This window comes from Mycolicibacterium tusciae (assembly GCF_002086795.1).
GTDB lineage: Bacteria > Actinomycetota > Actinomycetes > Mycobacteriales > Mycobacteriaceae > Mycobacterium > Mycobacterium tusciae.
This window is the reverse complement of the sequence record NZ_MVIM01000007.1, coordinates 21,686-44,379: the sequence shown is the minus strand read 5'-3', so window position 1 is coordinate 44,379 and position 22,694 is coordinate 21,686. Positions and strand designations below refer to the sequence as shown.

Here is a 22,694-nt window from a genome sequence, read left to right as displayed (position 1 = left end):
ATGGCAAGGACGCAACAGCAGCGTCGTGAGGAAACGATCGCCCGACTGCTCGACGCCAGCATCGACACCATCGTCGAGGTGGGGTACGCGCGGGCGTCGGCGGCCGTGATCGCCAGGCGTGCCGGTGTTTCCGACGGCGCGCTGTTCCGCCACTTTCCCACCATGGGCGACTTCATGGCGGCCACTGCGCGGGAGGTGATGCGGCGCCAACTCGGCCTGTTCTCGAAGCGCGTCGCCGAGATACCGTCGACCGAGCCGGCTCTCGAGGCCGCGCTGACGGTCCTGCGCGATGTCACAGGCAACGCCACCAACACCGTGATGTACGAGCTGCTGGTTGCCGCGCGCACCGACGAAAAGCTCAGGGAAACACTGCAAGACGTGCTGACCGAGTATGCCGCGAACATCTACGAGGCCGCGCGGGCACTGCCCGGTGCCGATCAGTTTCCCGAGGATACGTTCGCCGCGCTGACGGCGATTCTGACCAACACTTTCGACGGTGCGGCGATCGTGCGTGCGGTGCTGCCGCAGCCCGAGCTCGAGGACAAGCGGATCGAGCTGCTGACGACGCTGCTCACCGGCGCATCACCCATCCGGCAGGACTGACGCGCGAGCACGCGCCAGCGCACTCAGGTGCACCGCGATGCCCACCAGCGGCCCACACATCAGCGCGATCACGGTGCGGGTCTCGATGTCCGACGGCAGCATCAGCAATGCCGTCGATGCGACCGTCGCCGAGACCCATCCCAGTGAATACGCCCGGTGCAGCGCCGCCGCCACCGTCGCGGCACCGGTCAGGGTGAGCAACGCGATCGCGATCGCCGCCGCGGTCAGCCACGCCAGCAGCGCGCCGTCGGCGCGGTACTCGGCGCCGAATGCGTTGCGCAACAGCCATGGTCCGAAGACTCCGGCGCCCACCACGCCGAGCAGGCCCAGCCCGATCACCGCTGCCGCCGGTTTCATCAGCGCCTGCATGCGCTCGGTGCGCTGGTCGACGAAATGTGCGATCAGATTGCCCTGCATTGCGGTCAGGGGTACCAACAACGGCGCACGGGTGAGCGTCACGGCCAGAATGACGACGCCACCCGTCGCACCCAGGTCACCCGACGTCGCCTTGAGCAGCACCGGAAAGCCCATCACCAGAACCGCACTCGCCCCCGCGGCAGCGATCGAATGTGACGCGCCACGCAGGAACGTAACCGTGCCGCCCGGCGTCAGTAGCCGGGCCGCATCGCGCGTGGCGGGGGAGACGACCAACATGATCAGCCAGGCGATCGCCCCGGCCACCGTGGCCCACAGATATCCGACCAGGCCCCAGCCCACCAGAAACGTCGCGACCGCCACGATCACCCGCAGTACCGCGTCGGTCACCATCAACGACCCGTATGCCGTCCAGCGGTCCAGCCCCGCCAGCATGCCGAGCAGCGTGGCATGCAGGCAGAAACCGGCAAGGCCGACGGCCAGCAGCGCAACCGAAAGCCAGCGCGCATCGGCGAACACATGCGCCGACCACAGCGGCGAACTGGCCGCGATCAGCGCGCCCGCCGCCACGCCGACTATCGCCGCCACCCTCATCGCGTGGGTCCGCGGTCCTTCGGCGATATCGGTGTAGCCGGCCGAGCGCACCTCCCTCGTCGTCTCCTGCAACAGGCCGAACGCTGCGCCGGTCACCAGTCCGAAGGCTCCCCAGAAGACTCCGAACACGGCGAACCCGATCGGCTCGAGGTCGCGGGCGGCCAGATACAGCACCGTGTAGCCGCACAGCGCGGACAGCGCCGTTGCCACGCCGACCCGTGCGACGCTCGCGCGCGCGACGGGACCCGGTGTGCCGGCATCCGTCACGGGGAGAAGTCCAGGGAAGGCAGTTCCGTGGAGTAGAGCCACGCAGCCCACAACGGCCGCAGGGAGTCGTTGGTGTAATTCGAGGCGAGCCCGGTGAAGTCGTCGGTGACGGCTGTGCTGTGCCTGTGCCGTTCCGTCCAGTCACGAAGCAGCGCAAAGAAATTGTCGTCACCGATGTGCCTGCGCAGCACGTGAAGCGTGATGGCGCCTCGCTTGTAGACGCGATCGTCGAACATGTCGCGCGGGCCGGGGTCGGCCAGCAGCAGGTCCTGCGGCGAATCCGCCAACCGCTGGTAGTAGTGGTGTGCCCACTCGTCGGCGGTGCGGCCGCCCGAGTGTTCCGACCACAACCACTCCGCGTAGCAGGCGAAGCCCTCGTGCAGCCAGATGTGCCGCCAACGTTGGGCGGTGACCGAATTGCCGAACCACTGGTGGGCCAGTTCGTGCGCAATCAGCCGTTCGGAGCTGCCCCGGCCTTCGCAGTGATTGGCGCCGAAGATCGAGATACCTTGCGCCTCAAGCGGTATCTCGAGGTCGTCATCGGTGATGACCACGGTGTATCCGGTCGCCAGCGGGTATGGGCCGAAAAGCTTGACGAACAGTTTCATCATCTTCGGCTGGTCGGCGAAGTCCTGATCGAAGTTGCGCCGCAACCGGTCCGGCAGAAGGGCGTGCATCGGGACACCGTTCTTGGCCATTCGGTGTCTGCCGTACAGGCCGATCTGCAGCGTCATGAGATACGTCGACGTCGGCTCCGCCTGCTCATAGGTCCAGGTCGTCATCCCGGCCCGCGCCCGCTTGGACACCAGCTCGCCGTTGGCCAGCGCGTAGTACGGACTCTCGGTGCTGATCCGGATGGAGAAGCTCGCCTTCGCGCTGGGGTGGTCGTCGCAGGGAAACCAGGAGGCGGCGCCGTTCGGTTGACCGGCCACCAGCACGCCTTCGGTGAGTTCCTCGAAACCCACCTCGCCCCAATGGGAGCGAATCGGCCGCGGAGAACCGCCGTAACGCACGACGATCGACATCGCCGCGCCGGCGGGCACGGCGTCGGCCAACCCGATGTGCAGCTTGTTCTGAGACGACCGGAACTGCGCGGGCCGCCGACCGTTCACGGTCACCTTCGTCACCGAAAGCGCATGCGACATGTCGAGGGTGAAACTGCGCAAGGCGGCGAGCGTCACGGCGGTGATGGTGGCCGTGCCCGCCAGCCGATTGATCGCCACCTTGTATTCCAGATCGAGTTCGTAGCGCGATACCCGGTAGCCGAAATTGCCGTTGGCCGGAATGTAAGGATCGATGACGGGGAGGGTTCCCTTCTTCTTGCTCCGCGTCACGCTGCGGCGTCTTCTGGCTTCTCGGGCGCCGGGTCAGGGCTGCCACCGCGCTTCTTACGGAACAGGTTCCACGGTGCGATCGGATTGCCCAGCCAGCGGGTCGACGGCGGCACCTCGTCGCCGCGCATCACCAGCGAGGCCGGGCCGACCGTCGCGCCCGCGCCGATCTTGGCGGCCGGCAGCGCGACACAGTGTGGGCCCAGCGTCGCACCCTCCTCCAGCACAACGGTGTCCATCCGCATGATGCGGTCGTGGAAGAGGTGCGTCTGGACCACGCAGCCGCGGTTGACCGTCGAACCCCTGCCGAGGGCGACCAGATCGGCCTCGGGCAACCAGTACGTCTCACACCACACGCCGCGTCCGATCGACGCGCCGAGCGCCCGCAGCCACAGGTTCATCACCGGGGTGCCGGTGGCGGCACGCGCGAACCACGGCGCCGCCACGGTTTCGACGAAGGTGTCCGATACCTCGTTGCGCCACACGAACGGGGACCACAACGGATGTTCGATGGCCCGGATACGGCCTACCACAACCCATTTCGCGACCACGGCGATACCGCCCGCGATTGCCCCCGCGGTCAGCATGACGACGCCGCCTGCCAGCGCCGCCCACAACCAACCGAAGGTGACCGCCAGCCACTGCAGCGTCAGCAGCACAGCGACGCCGATTGCGAACGTCACGATCAGCGGTACGATCCGGCACGTCTCCACCAGGGAGCGCAGGATCTTCAGCCGCACCGACGGGTGGAACGTGCGCAGCGTGTCGGCCGCTGTCGGCTTGCGCCGCAACCGAACCGGCGGACTGCCCAACCACGACGATCCGGCCTTTGCCTTGTGCGGTGCGGCGGACAGCACCGCGACCAACCCGTCGTCGGGCACCTTGCGGCCGGGCTGGGTGATTCCGGAGTTGCCGAGGAACGCCCGTTTACCGATGGTCGCCTTCGCGACGTGTATCCAGCCGCCACCGAGTTCGTACGACGCGACCATGGTGTCGTCGGCCAGGAACGCACCGTCTTCGACCACGGTGAACTTCGGGGTCAGCAGCGCGGTCGAGATCTCGGTGCCACGCCCCACTTTCGCACCGAGTATCCGCAGCCACCACGGCGTCAGCAGGCTGGCATACAAGGGGAAGAGATAGTTGCGTGCGGCATCCATCAGCCGTTCGGTGGCCCAAATCTGCCACCCGACGCGACTGCGCACCGGGTGATAACCCTCGCTGAGCCACAGAGAGAGCAGGCGCACCCCGACGATCGTCAGCAGCGCATAGGTCAGCACAGCGGCCAGGGTCGCGGCCGGAGTCCACACTGCGGCGGGGGCGATGGCCGCCGTCACGGTGTCGGCGCCGCGGACACCCCAGCCGACCACGGCGAGACCGACAGCGAGCGCCAGCAGCGGAACCGCGCCGAGCAGCACCGACGTCGCCCCGTAAACCGCCACCCACAGCGGTGCCCTGTGCGGCCGGTGATCCGGCCACGGATGGCGGGCCTTCCCGGACTTGACCGCGGGTGAGCCCTTCCAGTACTGACCGTTCTTGACCTTGCCGGCGACACCCGAGCCCGGTGCGACATCGGCGTTCTTGCCGACGACCGCGCCCGGGTGCAGCGTCGTGCGGGCGCCGATCGTCGCGTCGTTGCCGATGCTGATCCGGCCGACGTGGAATTGGTCGCCGTCGATCCAGTGACCCGTCAGGTCGACTTCGGGTTCGACCGAGCTGCGGTGACCGAGCTTGAGCATGCCGGTCACCGGTGGAGCCGAGTGCAGGTCGACCCCCTTGCCAACCTTGTTTCCGAGCGCGCGCGCGTAGTACACCAGCCATGGCGCACCCGCCAGGTTCTCCGCACCGCTGGCTTCCGCGAGACGCTCGGCGAACCACACCCGCAGATGCTCCGGCCCACCTCGACGGTATGTGCCGGGTTCCAGCCCCGACAGCAGCATCCGGGCGAACAGCACTGCGATGCCCATCCGGCCGAGCGGTGTGACGAAAAGCAGGAAGCCTGCGAGGATCCACCACCAGCCGATTGGCGCCGACCACGGCACCAGGTTCAGCTCCGCGGCGATGTTGTTGGCCAGTGCCAGCCAGACCACCCACTGCAGCGCCGTAAGCGTGGCCAGCGGGAGCGTCAGCGCAACCTGAACTGCTTGTGAAAGCCACGGCGTCGGTTCGACCACACGGGTTTCTACCCGCGGTGGCGGTTTCAACTCATCGAGGTACCCGGTCAGCGATCCGAGCCGCGGATGGTCGTAGAGGTCGGCCACGGTCACCTGCGGATAGCGCTGACGTAGGGCGGTCACCAGCTGGGCGGCCGACAAAGATCCGCCGCCGAGCGCGAAGAAGTCCGCCTCGGGCCCTTCGATGGGGGCGGCCAGGACATCGCGCCACAGACCGGCCACCCAGCCCATCGTGCCGCCGAGGTCGGGTGCGTCCGCGTCCTCGGGTTCACCGGGTGGTGGCCATGGCAGCGCGTCGCGGTCGACCTTGCCGGACGTCCGCGTCGGCAGTTCGTCGACGAGCACCAGACGCGGCACCAGCGCGGCAGGCAACGCCTCGGCGAGCGTGGCCCGCGCGTTAGCGAGATCGAAGGTGGGATCGGTGCTGGCGATGTAGCCGACCAGTAACGGGGTTCCGCTGGCGGTGCGGCGCACCGCGGCCGCGCCGCCGCTGACGCCGGGGAGGTGGACCAGCGCGGAGTCGACCTCGCCCAGCTCGATCCGCCGGCCGCCCACCTTGACCTGATCGTCGGCGCGCCCCTGGAAGTAGAGGCCGTCGTCTTCGAGGCGAACCAGGTCGCCGCTGCGGTACGCGCGGCTCCATCCAAGGGTGGGCATCGGTGCGTACTTCTCGGCGTCCTTCTCCGGGTCCAGATACCGGGCCAGCCCAACGCCACCGATCACGAGTTCGCCGACCTCGCCGAGAGCCACCGGAACACCCGACTTGTCGACCACCGCCAGGTCCCAGCCCGGGAGCGGCCGCCCGATGCTCACCGGTGCCCAACCGCGTAGCCGCGCCGCGCACGCGACGACGGTCGCCTCGGTGGGTCCGTAGGTGTTCCACACCTCGCGCCCCTCAACGGCGAGCCGCTCGGCCAACTCCGGCGGGCAGGCCTCGCCACCGAAGATCAACAGGCGCACCGCCTCGAGCGCCTCGGCGGGCCACAGAGCCGCCAGCGTCGGCACCGTGGAGACGACGGTGATGTCTCGCGACACCAGCCACGGGCCCAGGTCCATGCCGCTGCGCACCAGCGAACGTGGCGCAGGCACCAGGCATGCCCCGTGCCGCCAGGCCAACCACATCTCCTCACACGACGCATCGAAGGCCACCGAGAGCCCGGCGAGCACCCGGTCGTGCGGCCCGATTGGGCTGTCCTGCAGGAACATTCGTGCTTCTGCGTCGACGAACGCGGCCGCGCTTCGGTGTGTGACGGCTACGCCCTTGGGGGTGCCGGTGGACCCGGACGTGAAGATGATCCAGGCGTCGTCGCGGCCGAGCGGCGCCGCGGCGCGCCACCCCCGCGACGAACCCTGCGCACGGATCAACCCGGCCTCGGTGATGATCGCGACGACGTTGGCCTCGGTGAACACCAGGCCCGCGCGTTCGTCGGGATCGTCGGCGTCGACCGGAACGTAGGCGGCGCCGCTGGCCAGCGTCGCGAGTATCGCCACGTACAGCGCGTAGCTGCCCGACGGCATCCGGATCCCGACGCGGTCACCGCGCCCGATCCCGCGGGCGGCCAGCCACTCGACACTGTCTTCGATGTCGGAGATCAGCTCGGCATACGTGAGCTGCACCTCGCCGTCGTCGATGGCCGGCGAATCGGGATGACGGCCGGCAGTCTCATAGAGAATGTCGATGAGCGTTCTGGGCTCGGTAGCATGCCGCGACAGCAAATACTGCCGAGGTACCTCGGGCCCAACATCCCCAGTCACGGCTATAAAACTACTAAGCGGCGCGGTCGGCGCACGCGCGCCGCACGCGGTGGGTTTGGTTTCCTCGATTTCGGTCAATCGCGGTTACCTGGCAGAATCATGTACGGAGGGGAGTATTCCTTCGCCGCAGCGTCGTCATCACGTCGACCTACATGGGACGACCGGTGCTGCGGACCGCTTACGACATGCGGTGGAAGAGACCTCCGGCGTTATTCGGGCTGCATTCGCTGTCCGCCGCGGCGACCGGAGGTTTTGTGAACGTTTCTCAACTCGAGTGGATCATCACGCTGGGCGTGACGGTCGCGATTCTGCTGTTCGACGTCATCGTCATCGGGCGCCGGCCGCACGAACCGTCGAGGCGCGAAACCGCGACTTACCTCACCATCTACATCACCCTGGCGGTGGGCTTCGGTATCTGGGTGTGGTTCTTCCACGGCAGCCAGTTCGGCCTGGAGTTCTTCACGGGCTGGCTCACCGAGTACAGCCTGTCGGTGGACAACCTGTTCATCTTCTTGATCATCATGGCGAGCTTCAACGTGCCGAGGAAGTACCAGCAGCAGGCACTGCTGGTGGGCATCATTCTGGCGCTGATCTTCCGCGGCATCTTCATCGCGCTCGGTGCGGTGGCCATCAACCAGTTCTCGTGGATCTTCTACGCATTCGGCGCTTTCCTGGTCTACACCGCGATCACGCTCGTCCGCGACACCGACCACGACGACGACGCCGAGAACTTCGTGGTGCGCTTCGCGCGCAAGCATCTGAGCCTGACCGACGAGTGGCACGGCCTGAAGATGTGGATCAAGGACAACGGCAAGCGACTGATGACGCCGATGTTCCTGGTGATCGTTGCTCTCGGCACCACCGACCTGCTCTTCGCGCTGGATTCGATCCCCGCGATCTACGGCCTGACGCGCGAGCCGTACCTGGTGTTCACAGCGAACGTGTTCGCGCTGATGGGTCTGCGTCAGTTGTACTTCCTACTCGGTGACCTGTTGAAGCGGCTGGTCTACCTGTCGCAGGGCCTGGCCATCATCCTCGCGTTCATCGGTGTGAAGCTGATCCTGCACGCGCTTCACGAAAACGAGCTGCCGTTCATCAACGGTGGTGAGCATGTGCCGGTGCCCGAGATCCCGACGTTGGCCAGCCTCGGCGTGATCATCGTGACGCTGCTCATCACGACGGTCGCCAGCCTGTACAAGACGCGCGTCCACGACGTGAAGAACGGGACCGACGGCGGGGCCGAGACCGGCGATACCGGGAAGGGCACCGCGCCGGACGCAACCGAGAAATCGTTGGATACGCACTGATCGCCAGGCTCGACTGGCCGGCGATCCGAGGTCAGGCCAACGCCTCGTAGAAGAGGCGCGCGTACCGGTTCGTTCGGTCGGTACCGACTGTGCCGGGACCCATCTTGTTCATCACATAGGCGAACGTGGCCCGATGTTCGGGGTTCATCACGATCGCCGAACCACCCCACCCGCCCCACCAACAGATCTTGCCGTCGGGAACGGCGGGAACGCTCTGCGGAGTGGGCAGTCCGAAGCCGATGCCAAACCGTAGTGGCGTGAAGAGGACCTGGTCGACGCCGTTGGATTGCTCCTCGAAGATCAAGTCGATGGTTGCCGGGCTGAGTAGCTGAACGCCGTTCGCCTTACCGCCCAACGAGATCGGCGACAATGCGCGGGCCAGTGCCCGGGCGTTGCCATGCCCGTTCGCGCCCCCGATATCCGCCCGCCGCCACGCGGTGGTCTCGGCTATCGCTGCGAAGTCCGGGGCAGCCCGAAACGCCGCGAATGTCTTCAGCATCGGGTGGTCTGCGGGCTACGCGTCGTACGGCAGATCAAGAGGCGGCGGCGGAATCAGCTCAGCGATGCGCGGGTCGTCCTCAGCGCGGGCGCCGATCTGGACGTCCGCGTCGAGTGGACCGGCGATCTCGTCGCGAACGAAAGCCTTGAGCGTCTTGCCGCTGATTCGCCGGATCACCTCACCGATCAGATGGCCATAGTTGATCGCGTGGTAGCCCGAAGCCGTACCCGGTTCCCACCACGGCGCTTGCCCAGCGAGGAGGTTGGTCGATTTCTCCCAGTCGTAGACGTCGTCGACGTCGAAGGGCATATCCCATCCAGACACCCCCGACGTGTGGGCCAAGAGGTGACGTATCTCGATGTCCTGCTTGCCGTTCTGGGCGAACTCCGGCCAGTAGTCGGCGACGGGAGCGTAGGGATCGAGCAGGTGGCGGTCGATGAGGATCAACGCCGAAAGCGCTGTGAGTGTCTTCGTGCATGACCAGAAGTTGACGATGGTGTTCTCGGACCACGGCACGGTCTTGGCGCGGTCCGCATGGCCGCCCCAAATGTCGACGACGTACTCGCCGTCGATGTCCACGGCGATCGATGCGCCGAGTTCCTCACCCCGGGTGATCTCGTCGGCTAGCGCCTCGGCGACCTGGTCGAAGCGTGGATCACAGTAGCCCTGCAGTACTTCATGCATCGGATCATCATGCGGGGTCAGCCCCTGATTTGTTCCGGCAATTGCGAAGTGGCCACCGCGTGGGAGGGGTACCTTCGGCTTACCCGAGTGTCAACGTCGAGGGGAGCAGAGATGCACAGACTCACGATGGCGGTCGCTGTGGCCGCGCTCGCTTCCGCACCGATCCTGACGGCAACACCAGTAGCCGCAGCGGCATCGGTCAACAACACCACGACCCACACTCAGCCTGCCGTGCCCGCGGGCCCGCGCGTCCAGGCGCTGGACTGCTACGGAACCACCGGCAGCATGGGTTGCGGGCCCGGCTGGTTCTGGCGCGATGGATGGCGCGGATGGGCGTGCTACCCATGCTGAGGCGGAACATGTGCGCGAAGGTCGGGGGAGCTTTCGCTGCCGTGGCGGTGGCGGCCACCGTCGGCGGATTGGGTTCTGCCGCAGCGCAACCCAACGACTACAGCCAGCTACCGGTCGACCCGAACCTCATCACGGATTCGCAGGCATACAGTGCTGACCCCTTCGACATCGATCCGAACGGACAGCGCGGCGTCTCGGCCAGGTACGTCCACCGCGAAGGTGGCACCCGGCAGATCACGACGACCATCCTGATCTTCCCCAGCGCAGGGGAAGCGACGGGATCACTTGCCGGCGCTGCGGCCGACGTGGCCAATCCGGTGTCGGCACCCGTGCCGGTGGGCACTGGCGGCACGATGGTCTCCGGGACGTCCATGGGCGGGCCGGGGTCGGTGACGGTGCTGTCGTTCACCGAGGGCAACGTCGCCACCACCATCGAGTTCGACGGTCCGCCAAACGATCCGGCGCCACCGGACTTCGTGACCGAGCTCGCGCAGAAACAGGACACGGCCATCAAGGACTGGCAGGGGGTCTAGCGCCCCGCGTCAATTAGCCTGCCCAGCAACGCTTTTTGAGTTGTCGAGCCTCACCAGTTGTCGTAGCCGCCCTCTGGGCCCAGCATGCGCTCGAGACGAGTGCGGTTGATGCGGGCGAGCTCGTTGCGCACGACCTTGCGTTCGGTCTCGACGTCGTTGTGCAGCCGGTCCGACATCGTCGACAGCCTGTCCTGCGCGGTGTATCCGTTGACGAACATGACGAAGCCGAAGCCGAAGTGCGCCAGGTAGCGTTCCGAGGCCTCTCCGAGCTGGGCCATCACCTCGGGCTGATCGCACCAGATGGCGCACTGCTCGGCGGCTGACTTCTCGCTGCCCGGCCTGCGCCCGATGTCGGGGTAGGCCTGCAGGATCGTGTCGATCGATTCCTCGGAAAGCCCGAACAGCAGCGCGTCGGCCGATCGGAAGAGTTCGTCGTGGTTGGCAAATGGCCGACCACGGCACAAATCCGCTGCCAGCGGCACGCTGTAGCAGCACTCGTAGATGGCATGCACCGCGCGCCGCATCGGCATGGCGTTGAACGCCTCCAGGCCGATCCCCTGATGCATGAACACAGCGTCATCATCGGAGGCGCAGGGTACGCCCGGGTTACCGCGTGTTACGGCGGTGAAAACTCAGTGTCCGGCGGTCTTGAACCGATCGACCGACGCCTTCAGTTCGGCCTCGGCCTTTTCGCGCCCCACCCAGTCGGCGGCCTTGACGAACTTGCCCGGCTCGAGGTCCTTGTAGTGCACGAAGAAGTGCTTGATCGCGTCGAGTTCGTACGCGGGCACGTCTTCGAGATCCTGGATGTGGTCCCAGCGGCCGTCGCCGGCGGGCACGCACAGCAGCTTGTCGTCGCCGCCGGCCTCGTCGGTCATCTGGAACATCGCGACCGGCCGCGCCTCGACAATGCAGCCGGGAAACACCGACTCCGGCAGCAACACCAGCGCGTCCAGCGGATCGCCGTCCTCGCCGAGCGTGTTCTCGAAGAAGCCGTAATCGGCCGGGTAGGCCATCGAGGTGTACAGGTAGCGGTCGAGCTTCACCCGCCCGGAGTCGTGGTCCACTTCGTACTTGTTGCGCGAACCCTTCGGGATCTCGATGACTACGTCGAACTCCACGGCGGCGCCTTCCTGCCCTGTGCTGCGGTATTGGGGACGGCATCACCCTAATCTGCCCAGGACTATCGCCACCTACTCGGGGAGGTGCGCCGGACGCCGTCACGCGGCCGGCGGGCTTGATCGGGGCCAGCGGATACCCTGAGCTATGCGGCCAACCACGTGGAGGCGATCCACCCACGCGCTGATCGCGGTGGCGGTGCTGGTGTCGGTGGCCATCGTCGTCGCGGTGTCGGCCCTGCTGAGCGGCGGGGGTTCACCCGACGCGGCGGCTGTCAAGCCGACGCCGGCCCCGGCGACCGCGAACCCGGGCATCGTGCCCGTCGCCGACTCCGCCCCCAAGCCGACCCCCGACCGGCTGGCCGCGCTGCTCGCGCCCGCGCTGGCAGATCCGAACCTGGGCAAGTTCACCGGCCGCATCACCGATGCGATCACCGGGGCCGAATTGTGGGCACAGGGCGCCGACGTGCCGATGCAGCCCGCCTCGACCAACAAGACGCTGACGGCCGCGGCGGCGCTGCTCGCCCTCGACCGCGACGACCGGCTGATCACCCGCGTCTTCAGTACCGACAAGGTCGGCGTCGTGGTTCTGAAAGGCGGCGGTGACCAGACGTTGTCCGCCGCCGCTCCGGACGAGGAGACCTGGTACCGCGATGCCGCGCGCATCAGCGATCTGGCCGAACAGGTGGAGGACGCAGGAATCGAGCCCACCTCGGTGCAGGTGGACGTGAGCGCCTACACCGGCCCGACGATGGCGCCGGGCTGGGATCCGTTGGACATCGACGGCGGAGACATCGCGCCGATGGAGTCGGTGATGCTCGACGGTGGCCGCACCCAGCCGGTGAGCGTCGATTCCACCCGCTCCAGGACGCCGGCGCTGGATGCCGGTCGCGCGTTGGCGGTGGCGCTGGACGTCGACCCCAGGAAGGTGACGGTGGTGCCGGGCGCCGCACGCGGTGGCCAGGAGATCGGGTCGGTACAGTCGCCGCCGCTCATCGATCGCCTGCGCGACATGATGAACGCGTCGGACAACGTGATGGCCGAGTCGATCGGCCGCGAGGTCGCCGCCGAGGTCGGGCTTCCGCAGAGTTTCGCCGGTGCGGTGCAGGCGGTGCTCGGTGAACTCGACGACGCCAAGATCGACACCACCAACGCCAGGCTCTTCGACTCCAGCGGGCTGTCCGTCGACGACCGGCTCACCGCGGAGACGCTCGACGAGGTCGTGAACGCGGCTGCGGGCAGCGCCGAACCCAGGCTGCGGCCGCTGGTCGAAATGCTGCCGATCGCGGGAGGCAGCGGCACATTGTCCAACCGCTATCTCGACACCGATGCGGGCCGGTCGGCCGCAGGTTTCCTGCGGGCCAAGACGGGATCGCTTACGGGCACCAACTCGTTGGCGGGCATCATCACCGACGCCAGCGGACGGGTGCTCACCTTCGCCTTCATCTCCAACGACGCCGGGCCGACGGGCCGCGTCGCCCTGGACACGCTGGCCGCGGCCATGCGGAAGTGCGGGTGCAGCGCATGAGTACCTCCACATCGCTCAGCGTCGGCCACGCCGTCGACTGGAAGTTCGCCGCCGACGTCGGCCAGAAGCTGGTGCGGCCGGGTCCGGACGCCTCGGACTACACCCGACGCCAGGTCATCGACCAACTCGCCGAGTCATCCCGCAACGCCGAGGTGCCGGTGCGTGAGGTCACCGGGCTCATCGAGGGCGGCGCCATCCCCGAAGCTCGCATCGTCGACCGTCCTCAGTGGATCAAGGCGGCAACGCACTCGATGCGGGTGATGACCGGCGGCACAGAGGAACCGAAGAGTTTCATCAGCGGCCGGATCACCGGTGTGCAGACCGGGGCGGTGCTCGCCTATGTGTCGCAGGGCATCCTCGGTCAGTACGACCCATTCGGTGGCGACGGTGGCAAGCTCCTGCTGGTGTATCCCAACGTCATCGGTGTCGAACGCCAACTGCGCGTTGACCCAAGCGATTTCAGGTTGTGGGTATGTCTGCACGAAGTCACCCACCGGGTGCAGTTCCGGGCCAACCCGTGGCTGGCCGACCATATGTCGCAGTCGCTGGCGGTACTCACCCAGGACGCCGGCGACGACATCGGACAGATGGTGGGCAGGCTGGCCGGCTATCTGCGCAGCCGGCGCGACTACGTGGTTGACGCTGAGACGGAACCGAATTCGTCCGGCATGATCGGTCTGATGCGGGCCGTGCAGGCCGAACCGCAGCGCAAAGCGCTGGACCAACTGCTGGTGCTCGGCACGCTGCTGGAGGGCCACGCCGATCACGTGATGGACGCGGTCGGGCCCAAAGTGGTGCCGTCCGTGGCGACGATCCGGCGGCGCTTCGACGAACGGCGCCAACGCAAACAGCCGCCGCTGCAGCGAATCATGCGGGCGCTGCTCGGATTCGACGCCAAGCTCAGCCAGTACACCCGCGGTAAGGCGTTCGTCGACCACGTGGTGTCCCGGGTCGGGATGACGCGGTTCAACGCGGTCTGGTCCAGTCCTGAAACCTTGCCGCTGCCTCTGGAAATCGACAAGCCACAACGGTGGATCGACAGAGTGCTGTAGCCGCGCTGCATGCGGCCCTCACGGCGTTCTCCCGCGGTTACGCGACCGCCGATCCGCGTTGGTGTGTGGCGCTGTCCGGGGGCGCCGATTCCCTGGCGTTGACGGCTGCGGCGGTGACTGTCAAACCGACGACGGCGCTGATCGTCGATCATCGACTGCAGGCCGGTTCCGACGAGGTGGCGGCAACGGCGCGCGAACAAGCCCTGTCGCTGGGATGTGTTGATGCTCAGGTTCTTTGCGTAGACGTCGGGACGACCGGTGGGCCCGAAGCCGCCGCGCGCACCGCACGTTATGAGGCGTTGGACGCCGCGCGGGGAGACGCGCCGGTACTGCTCGCGCACACGCTCGACGATCAAGCCGAGACCGTGCTGCTCGGCCTTGGCCGCGGATCAGGTGCCCGTTCCATCGCCGGTATGCGTCCGCACGACCCACCGTGGTACCGCCCGCTGCTCGGTGTGCGGCGCGAGGTGACGCACGCGGCGTGCGATGAGCTGAAACTGACGCCGTGGCAGGACCCGCACAACACCGATCGGCGGTACACCCGGGTGCGGTTGCGTGCCGAGGTGCTCCCCTTGCTGGAAGACGTGCTCGGCGGCGGCGTCGCCCAGGCGCTGGCCCGCACCGCGGCGGCGCTGCGCGAGGACAGCGACACGCTCGACACGCTCGCCGACCGCGAGCTGTCCGAGTTGTCGACCGCAGGCGGCCTCGACACCGCTCGTCTGGTGAACCTGCCGGAGGCCGTTCGGCGCAGGGTGATTCGGGGCTGGTTGCTGGCCGGCGGCGCCAGCGGTCTGACCGACAAGCAGATTCGTGGGGTCGACACGCTGGTCACGGCATGGCGCGGACAGGGCGGCGTGGCGGTGGGGTCACCGTTACGCAGCAGGCGGCTGATCGCGGGCCGCCGCGACGGGATGCTGACCCTGCACACCGAGCCCGTGTGAAACATGGCACGCTGTGCACGTGGCGGAAACCACCGAGTCATACCCGGGCGACATCAAGTCGGTGCTGCTGTCATCGGAGGAGATCCAGGCGAAGGTCGCTGAGCTCGGAGGGCAACTCGGCGATGACTACCGCGACACCCTCGCCGAGAACGGTCAGGATCTTCTGCTCATCACCGTGCTCAAAGGTGCCGTCTTCTTCGTCACCGACCTGGCCAGGGCGATCCCGCTGCCGACCCAGCTGGAGTTCATGGCCGTCAGCTCCTACGGGTCGTCGACGTCCTCGTCGGGTGTGGTGCGGATCCTCAAGGACCTCGACCGCGACATCAACGACCGCGACGTGCTGATCGTCGAGGACATCGTCGACTCCGGTCTGACGCTGTCCTGGCTGCTGCGCAACCTCGCGACCCGCCATCCGCGTTCGCTGCGGGTGTGCACGCTGATGCGCAAGCCCGACGCCGTGCGCGCCGACGTCGACATCGCCTACGTCGGCTTCGACATCCCCAACGAATTCGTCGTGGGGTACGGCCTCGACTACGCCGAGCGCTACCGCGACCTGCCCTACATCGGCACGCTGGACCCCAGGGTGTACGAAGACCTGTAGTCGGCGCAAGATGATCGGCATGACCGAAACAGCTCTTCGGATCTGCCCGTTGTGCGAGGCCACCTGCGGACTGACCCTGACGATCGACGACGGCAAGCTCGTCGGCGCCCGCGGTGACCGTGAGGACGTCTTCAGCCACGGCTTCATCTGCCCCAAAGGGGCGAGTTTCGCCGAACTCGACAACGACCCCGACCGCTTGGCGCGGCCACTGGTCCGGCGCGACGGCGTGCTGACCGAAGCCACCTGGGACGAGGCGTTCGCCGCGGTCGCCGACGGCCTCGGCGCGGTCATCCGTGAGCACGGCGGCACATCGGTCGGGGTGTACCTCGGTAACCCCAGCGCGCACACGATCGCGGGCTCGTTGTACCCGCCGGTGATCATCCGCGCGCTCGGCACCCGCCAGGTGTTTTCCGCCAGCACGCTGGACCAGATGCCCAAGCACGTCGCACTCGGTCTGATGTTCGGCAGCCCTGTCGCATTCACCGTTCCCGATCTCGACCGCACCGACTACCTCGTCGTCATCGGCGCGAATCCCCTTGTGTCCAACGGCAGTCTGGCCACCGCCGCCGACTTTCCCGGCAAGCTGCGGGCGCTACGTAAGCGCAAGGGCAAACTCGTCGTCATCGATCCCGCCCGTACCCGCACCGCCGAACTCGCCGACCGCCACATCGCGCCCCGCCCCGGTACCGACCCCGCACTGATGCTCGCCGTCGTACACGTGCTGTTCGATGAGGGCCTGGTCGATCTCGGCACGGTGGCCGACCATGTCAACGGCGTCGACGATGTCAGCGCCGTGGCGGCCGATTTCGCTCCGGACACCGTCGCCGAATACTGCGGTGTCACCGCGGACGAGATCCGCGCGCTGGCCCGTGAACTCGCGGCCGCCCCGACCGCCGCCGTCTACGGCCGCATCGGCACCTCCACGGTCGAATTCGGAACGCTCGGCAGCTGGCTGGTCGATGTCATCAACGTCCTGACGGGCAACCTGGACCGTCCCGGTGGGGCGATGTTCCCGCTGGGTCCGACCGCGCCGGCGCCGCGCCCGCCGAAGGCCGGCCGCGGCTTCGCGATCGGCCGCTGGCACAGCCGGGTGTCGGGCCATCCCGAGGCGCTGTCCGAATTCCCGGCCGCGGCGCTCGCCGAGGAAATCGACACCCCCGGCGATGGACAGATCAAGGCGATGATCACGATCGCGGGCAACCCGGTGCTGTCGGCCCCCGACGGCGATCGCCTCGACCGCGCGCTGGAGCGCGTCGGCTTCATGGTGAGCATCGATCCGTACCTCAACGAGACGACGCGCCACGCCGACGTCATCCTGCCGCCACCGCCGCCGTCGCAGACCGCTCATTTCGACTTCGCGCTCAACAACCTCGCGGTCCGCAACAACGCGCGCTACTCACCGCCCGTGCTGCCCGCCGACGGTCGACCCGACGAGCCCGAGATCCTGTCGCGGATCGCGCTCGCGCTGTTCGGCGCAGGCGTCGACGCCGATCCCGGCGCCGTCGACGATCAGGTCATTGCAACGACATTGGCCAAGGAGACCGCCGACCCGACCTCACCGGTCGCCGGTCGCGATGTGGCTGAACTGACCGCGATGCTCGCGCCCGGACCGGGATACGAACGCCGCCTCGACATGATGCTGCGGCTCGGGGCCTACGGCGACGCGTTCGGCGCCAACCCGGACGGTCTGACGCTTCAGCGGCTGAGGGCGAACCCGCACGGGGTCGACCTGGGACCGCTGCAGCCGCGCCTGACCCAGGTGCTGCGAACACCAACGGGGAGAATCGAACTCGCTCCACCGCTGCTCGTCGAGGAGGCGGCGCGGCTGCGGGAGGCACTCGACCGCCGCGCCGACCGGTTCGTGCTCATCGGGCGACGGCATCTGCGCTCCAACAACAGCTGGATGCACAACGTGCCCGCACTCGCGGGCGGCAGCAATCGGTGCACGCTGAGGATCCATCCCGACGACGCCGCCGAACTCGGCCTCACCGACACCGCGGTGGTGAAGGGTCCCGGTGGGGAACTGCTGGCCCCGATCGAGCTCACCGACGGTATGCGGCGCGGTGTGGTGTCGTTACCGCACGGGTGGGGTCACGACCGCGGCGGCACCGGCCTCCACGTCGCGTCCCGCGACCCCGGCGTCAACGTCAATCAGCTCAACGCGGGCAACCAGCTCGACCCGCTGTCGGGCACCGCGGTGTTGAACGGGATCCCGGTCGACATCGCTCCCGCGGGTTAGGTGAGCTCCCAGATCACCGTCACGCTGAATCCGACGGTCTGCTGACCCGGCTCGACCGGAACGGGTGCGGCCATGGCCATCTCGGCGTCGCGCTGCATCGGGACGGGCGGCGGCGTTCCCGCCACCTCCGAAATCGAAATCACGTTGCCCAGGGTGAGACCGGACAGCTGTGCGTACTGCTCGGCCCGGTCCTTGGCGTCATTGAAAGCGCGGCTGCGGGCGTCGCGGATCAGTTGGGAGTCGTCGTCGATCGAGTAGTTCACCGAGTTGATCCGGGTGGCGTTGCCGCCGGTGCTGACGATCAGCGCCAGCGCCTGGGATGCGGCGTCGAGCTGGCGGATCTTGACGTCGATCGTATTGCTCGCCCGGTAACCGGAGATGGTGGTGCTGTCGGTGGTCGGTGCGAACTGCGGCTGCAGGCTCACCTGGCTGGTGCTGATGTCGTTGCGGTCGACCCCCGCGTCGACCAGTGCGTTGATCACCGCCTGCTGACGATCGCTGGTCTGGTTCATCGCACCGGTGACGTCGGGTGCGATGGCCTCGATCGACGCGTTGACGTTCAAGGTGTCCGGCGTGCCCTTGACCTCGCCGGACCCCGCGACGGTGACCTGGCGGACCTCAGAATCCGCAGTCGGCGCAGCCGTCGGGCCCGACGTCGCATCGCAACCAGCCAGTGTCACAACCAGTCCCGCCGCGGCGAGGACGAGCAGTCGGATGGGCAACTTCGCGCTCGCGGCGATCGGCATGACGAGCACCCTACCGTCAGGCTCGACGCACCTATGGCTGCTCCACGTCACGCAGGAACGCCAACAGGATTCGGTTGATGTCCTCGGGTCGCTCCTGCTGAACCCAATGGCCGGCACCCTCGATCCACTCCTCGGTGTACGGCCCGGCGACGACCTCACGGGCGCGCGCGGGGTTCATGGTCGGGCCGACCGGATCGGCTGTACCGCCGACGAACAACGCGGGCGCGGTGGTCTGCGCGCCGGCCAGCTGCGGTGTTGTCTCCCAGTTGCGGTCGTAATTGCGGTACCAGTTCAGCGCGCCGGTGAACCCGGTCCTGCTGAACTCCGTCACGTAGTGCTCGAACTCGCCGGCGCTGATCCAGTCGGGCAGCGCAGCGTCGTCCCCGGAGATCAGTCCGGCGAACATTCCCCGCATGGTGGCGGCCACGTCGGCCTCCATCTCGGCGTCGGCGACGCCTGGCTCCTGGAAGCGCAGCATGTAGAAGTCCTCGCCGAACTTCTCGCGCCAGCGCTGCGTCGGGCGGGAGCGGGCGCGGGGGATGGGTGGCACGCTCAGCCCGGCGACCGCGGCGACGCGGTCGGGGTGCAGCAGCGCGGTGTGCCAGACGACCATGGCGCCCCAGTCGTGGCCGATGAACACCGCCCGCTCCACGCCCACGTCGTCGACCAGGGCGACCAGGTCGCCGGTCAGCGCGTGGATGTCGTAGTCCTCGACGGCGTCGGGCCTGGTCGAACCTCCGTAGCCCCGCTGGTCGGGTGCCAGCACGTGGTAGCCGGCCTGCGCGAGGACAGGAATCTGATGCCGCCACGAATACGCCAGCTCAGGGAACCCGTGGGCGAGAACGACCAGCGGCGCACCGCGCTCGCCCGCTTCGAGAACGCGAAGCGTCACACCGTTGATCTCAACCAGCCGTTGAGTCGCGGTCGGCACCTGATCAGCCAAGCACACCGGCGGGAACCTTGGTTCGTTGGTGTAGCGGTAGCCTTGAGGTTTCTGACTGCGCTTAGAGGAAGTCGACGACGGACATTCGATGAACCGGAAAAATGTGATCCGCACGCTCACCGTGGTTGCGGTGGTGCTGTTGCTGGGTTGGTCTTTCTACTACTTCAGTGACGACACTCGCGGCTACAAGCCCGTCGACACCTCGGTGGCGATGTCCCAGATCAGCAGTGACAACGTCAAGAGCGCGCAGATCGACGACCGCGAGCAGCAGCTTCGGCTGGAGTTGAAGAGCGGGAACAACGACACCGAGAACAGCGACAAGATCATCACGAAGTACCCCACCGGTTACGGGGTGCAGTTGTTCGACGCGTTGAGCGCCAAGAACGCCAAGATCAACACGGTGGTGAACCAGGGCAGCATGCTCGGCTCACTACTGATCTACCTGCTGCCGCTGCTGCTGCTCGTCGGCCTGTTCGTCATGTTCTCCCGCATGCAGAGCGGCGGCCGGATGGGGTTCGGCTTCGGCAAGTCCAAGGCCAAGCAGCTGTCCAAGGACATGCCCAAGACCACCTTCGCCGACGTGGCGGGTGTCGACGAGGCCGTCGAAGAGCTCTACGAGATCAAGGACTTCCTGCAGAACCCGACGCGGTATCAGGCCCTCGGCGCCAAGATCCCCAAGGGCGTGCTGCTCTACGGCCCACCGGGCACCGGTAAGACGCTGCTTGCGCGCGCGGTAGCGGGCGAGGCCGGGGTTCCCTTCTTCACGATTTCGGGTTCGGACTTCGTCGAGATGTTCGTCGGGGTCGGCGCGTCCCGCGTGCGTGACCTGTTCGAGCAGGCCAAACAGAACAGCCCGTGCATCATCTTCGTCGACGAGATCGACGCCGTCGGACGCCAGCGCGGCGCGGGCCTCGGCGGCGGTCACGACGAACGCGAACAGACGCTGAACCAGCTGCTCGTCGAGATGGACGGGTTCGGCGAGCGGCAGGGCGTCATCCTGATCGCGGCCACCAACCGGCCCGACATCCTGGATCCTGCGCTGCTGCGTCCCGGCCGTTTCGACCGCCAGATTCCGGTGTCCAATCCGGACCTGGCCGGCCGTCGCGCCGTATTCAAGGTGCACTCGCAGGGCAAGCCGATCGCCGAGGACGCCGACCTGGACGGGCTGGCGAAGCGCACCGTCGGTATGTCGGGCGCCGACCTGGCCAACGTCATCAACGAGGCCGCACTGCTCACCGCCCGCGAGAACGGCACGGTCATCACCGGCCCCGCGCTCGAGGAGGCCGTCGACCGCGTCGTCGGCGGGCCCCGCCGCAAGAGCCGCATCATCAGCGAGCACGAGAAGAAGATCACCGCTTACCACGAGGGCGGTCACACTCTGGCGGCGTGGGCGATGCCCGACATCGACCCGATCTACAAGGTGACCATCTTGGCGCGCGGCCGCACCGGCGGGCACGCGATGTCCGTGCCCGAGGACGACAAGGGCCTGATGACCCGCTCCGAGATGATCGCCCGGCTGGTGTTCGCGATGGGCGGCCGCGCCGCGGAGGAGCTGGTGTTCCGCGAGCCGACCACCGGCGCGGTGTCCGACATCGAGCAGGCCACGAAGATCGCCCGCGCGATGGTCACCGAGTACGGCATGAGCTCCAAACTCGGTGCCGTCCGCTACGGCACCGAACACGGCGACCCGTTCCTCGGTCGCACCATGGGCACGCAGGCCGACTACAGCCACGAGGTCGCGCAGATCATCGACGACGAGGTGCGCAAGCTGATCGAGGCCGCGCACACCGAAGCGTGGGAGATCCTCACCGAGTACCGTGACGTGCTCGACATCCTCGCCGGCGAGCTGCTCGAGAAGGAGACATTGCACCGCGCCGAGCTGCAGGCCATCTTCGAGGACGTCAAGAAGCGGCCGCGCCTGACCATGTTCGACGACTTCGGTGGCCGTGTCCCCTCCGACAAGCCGCCCATCAAGACCCCGGGCGAGCTGGCGATCGAACGCGGCGAGCCGTGGCCGAAGCCGGTGCCCGAGCCCGCGTTCAAGACCGCGATCGCTCAGGCAAGCCAGGCCGCCGAAGCCACCAAACTTGCCGAAGCGGGTAACAACGGCGCGAATGGCAATGGCGCCAACGGAACCGGCGCGCCGACGCAACCCGACTATGGCGCTCCCGCGGGATGGCACGCTCCTGGCTGGCCCCCGCCGCCGAACCAGCAGCCGCCGAACCAGCAACCGCACCCGCACCAGCAGCCGCATGGTTACTGGTATCCGCCGCCACCCAATCCGTCCGGCTGGCACAACCCCTATCCGCCGTATCAGCAGCCCTACCCGCAGCCCGGCCACCCCCCTCAGGGCGGCCAACCGAACCCCAATGATGAGTCGGGGCAGGAGAACGGCAGGCATAACCCGCAGGGCTGAGCGCCCCACGGGCTCATAGGAGGCTTCAATGACGCAGTCCCAGAACAACTCTGTCAAATTCAAACCAGTTGAATTCGACCAACCGCGCGCCGAGGCGGCCGTGCGGGAGTTGCTGATCGCGGTGGGCGAGGATCCTGACCGCCACGGTCTCGAAGACACCCCGGCCCGGGTGGCGCGCGCCTACAGGGAGTTGTTCGCCGGTCTGTACACCGACCCGGACACAGTGCTGGACACCACCTTTGACGAACAGCACGACGAAATGGTGCTCGTCAAGCAGATACCGATGTACTCGACGTGCGAGCACCATCTGGTGTCATTTCACGGCGTGGCCCACGTGGGATACATTCCCGGCGAGGACGGCCGGGTCACCGGGCTATCGAAAATCGCACGGCTGGTTGACCTTTACGCCAAGCGGCCGCAGGTACAGGAACGGTTGACCGCGCAGATCGCCGACGCGCTGATGCGCAAGCTGAACCCGCGCGGAGCCATCGTCGTCGTCGAGGCCGAACACCTCTGCATGGCGATGCGCGGCGTCCGCAAGCCCGGCGCCATCACCACCACGTCGGCGGTGCGCGGACAGTTCAAGACCGACAGCGCATCCAGGTCCGAAGCACTGGATCTCATCCTGCGGAAGTGAATC

At 67.4% G+C, this 22,694-nt stretch carries 18 protein-coding genes and 1 pseudogene; 11 read left to right on the top strand and 8 right to left on the bottom strand.

The genetic code is table 11. The features are described from left to right. On the top strand, positions 1-603 hold the full coding sequence (locus BST47_RS14530) for a TetR/AcrR family transcriptional regulator (RefSeq protein ID WP_083126232.1): 603 nt from the start codon (positions 1-3) through the stop codon (positions 601-603). Here BST47_RS14530 and BST47_RS14525 read toward each other — a convergent pair. The 3 genes from BST47_RS14525 to BST47_RS14515 are packed head-to-tail and all read right to left on the bottom strand — an operon-like array spanning position 583 to position 7,096. Continuing rightward, positions 583-1,839, bottom strand: a complete 1,257-nt coding sequence (locus BST47_RS14525; RefSeq protein WP_083126231.1) for a polysaccharide biosynthesis protein — start codon at positions 1,837-1,839, stop codon at positions 583-585. The genes BST47_RS14530 and BST47_RS14525 overlap by 21 nt on opposite strands. After that, positions 1,836-3,173 (bottom strand): M1 family metallopeptidase, encoded by a 1,338-nt coding sequence (locus BST47_RS14520; protein WP_083126230.1) that lies wholly within the window; start codon positions 3,171-3,173, stop codon positions 1,836-1,838. The genes BST47_RS14525 and BST47_RS14520 overlap by 4 nt, the downstream gene beginning before the upstream one ends. Beyond that, positions 3,170-7,096 (bottom strand): Pls/PosA family non-ribosomal peptide synthetase, encoded by a 3,927-nt coding sequence (locus tag BST47_RS14515; protein ID WP_083126229.1) that lies wholly within the window; start codon positions 7,094-7,096, stop codon positions 3,170-3,172. Before BST47_RS14515 ends, BST47_RS14520 begins: the two co-directional genes overlap by 4 nt. Positions 7,097-7,350: 254 nt before the next feature. On the opposite strand from BST47_RS14515, the gene BST47_RS14510 reads away from it, so the two are divergent. Beyond that, entirely contained in the window at positions 7,351-8,403 is a 1,053-nt protein-coding gene (locus BST47_RS14510; protein WP_083126515.1) for a TerC family protein, read from the top strand. A 31-nt stretch (positions 8,404-8,434) separates the two neighbouring features. Here the strand turns inward: BST47_RS14510 and BST47_RS14505 are convergent. Next, positions 8,435-9,586, bottom strand: a pseudogene (locus tag BST47_RS14505) (serine hydrolase domain-containing protein). Positions 9,587-9,697: 111 nt separating this feature from the next. On the opposite strand from BST47_RS14505, the gene BST47_RS14500 reads away from it, so the two are divergent. Together BST47_RS14500 and BST47_RS14495 are read left to right on the top strand one after the other, a co-directional pair. Then, entirely contained in the window at positions 9,698-9,937 is a 240-nt protein-coding gene (locus BST47_RS14500) for a hypothetical protein (RefSeq protein WP_083126228.1), read from the top strand. Next, positions 9,931-10,470: a hypothetical protein gene (locus BST47_RS14495; protein WP_234809715.1), complete on the top strand. Its 540-nt coding sequence runs from the start codon at positions 9,931-9,933 to the stop codon at positions 10,468-10,470. The genes BST47_RS14500 and BST47_RS14495 overlap by 7 nt, the downstream gene beginning before the upstream one ends. A 50-nt stretch (positions 10,471-10,520) precedes the next feature. Here BST47_RS14495 and BST47_RS14490 read toward each other — a convergent pair whose 3' ends face one another. Then, entirely contained in the window at positions 10,521-11,036 is a 516-nt protein-coding gene (locus tag BST47_RS14490) for a 2-oxo-4-hydroxy-4-carboxy-5-ureidoimidazoline decarboxylase (RefSeq protein ID WP_083126514.1), read from the bottom strand. Positions 11,037-11,102: 66 nt separating this feature from the next. Beyond that, on the bottom strand, positions 11,103-11,591 hold the full coding sequence (locus tag BST47_RS14485; protein ID WP_083126225.1) for an inorganic diphosphatase: 489 nt from the start codon (positions 11,589-11,591) through the stop codon (positions 11,103-11,105). Positions 11,592-11,736: 145 nt separating this feature from the next. Between BST47_RS14485 and dacB the strand changes: the two genes are divergently transcribed. The 5 genes from dacB to BST47_RS14460 are packed head-to-tail and all read left to right on the top strand — an operon-like array spanning position 11,737 to position 17,949. Then, positions 11,737-13,116, top strand: coding sequence for a D-alanyl-D-alanine carboxypeptidase/D-alanyl-D-alanine endopeptidase (dacB, locus tag BST47_RS14480; RefSeq protein WP_083126224.1), 1,380 nt, complete (start codon positions 11,737-11,739; stop codon positions 13,114-13,116). Further along, on the top strand, positions 13,113-14,168 hold the full coding sequence (locus BST47_RS14475; RefSeq protein WP_083126513.1) for an Rv3626c family coenzyme F420 biosynthesis-associated protein: 1,056 nt from the start codon (positions 13,113-13,115) through the stop codon (positions 14,166-14,168). Before dacB ends, BST47_RS14475 begins: the two co-directional genes overlap by 4 nt. Further along, entirely contained in the window at positions 14,147-15,109 is a 963-nt protein-coding gene (gene tilS, locus BST47_RS14470) for a tRNA lysidine(34) synthetase TilS (protein ID WP_083126223.1), read from the top strand. The genes BST47_RS14475 and tilS overlap by 22 nt, the downstream gene beginning before the upstream one ends. A gap of 13 nt (positions 15,110-15,122) precedes the next feature. Beyond that, positions 15,123-15,710 (top strand): hypoxanthine phosphoribosyltransferase, encoded by a 588-nt coding sequence (hpt, locus tag BST47_RS14465; protein WP_083126222.1) that lies wholly within the window; start codon positions 15,123-15,125, stop codon positions 15,708-15,710. Positions 15,711-15,729: 19 nt separating this feature from the next. Beyond that, complete coding sequence (locus BST47_RS14460; RefSeq protein ID WP_083126511.1) at positions 15,730-17,949, top strand: molybdopterin-dependent oxidoreductase; 2,220 nt, start codon at positions 15,730-15,732, stop codon at positions 17,947-17,949. On the opposite strand, the gene BST47_RS14455 is transcribed toward BST47_RS14460, so the two are convergent. Both BST47_RS14455 and BST47_RS14450 read right to left on the bottom strand, forming a co-directional pair. After that, on the bottom strand, positions 17,946-18,695 hold the full coding sequence (locus tag BST47_RS14455) for an SIMPL domain-containing protein (RefSeq protein ID WP_083126512.1): 750 nt from the start codon (positions 18,693-18,695) through the stop codon (positions 17,946-17,948). The two genes, BST47_RS14460 and BST47_RS14455, sit on opposite strands and share 4 nt — an antisense overlap. 31 nt (positions 18,696-18,726) lie before the next feature. Then, the gene (locus BST47_RS14450; RefSeq protein ID WP_083126221.1) at positions 18,727-19,644 is read right to left on the bottom strand and encodes an alpha/beta fold hydrolase; all 918 of its coding nucleotides are present in this window, start codon (positions 19,642-19,644) and stop codon (positions 18,727-18,729) included. 82 nt (positions 19,645-19,726) lie between these two features. Here BST47_RS14450 and ftsH point away from each other — a divergent pair, with 82 nt between their 5' ends. Continuing rightward, positions 19,727-22,054, top strand: a complete 2,328-nt coding sequence (gene ftsH / locus BST47_RS14445; protein WP_083126220.1) for an ATP-dependent zinc metalloprotease FtsH — start codon at positions 19,727-19,729, stop codon at positions 22,052-22,054. A gap of 28 nt (positions 22,055-22,082) precedes the next feature. Further along, positions 22,083-22,691 (top strand): GTP cyclohydrolase I FolE, encoded by a 609-nt coding sequence (gene folE, locus BST47_RS14440; RefSeq protein WP_083126219.1) that lies wholly within the window; start codon positions 22,083-22,085, stop codon positions 22,689-22,691. The last annotated feature ends 3 nt before the right edge of the window (positions 22,692-22,694 follow it).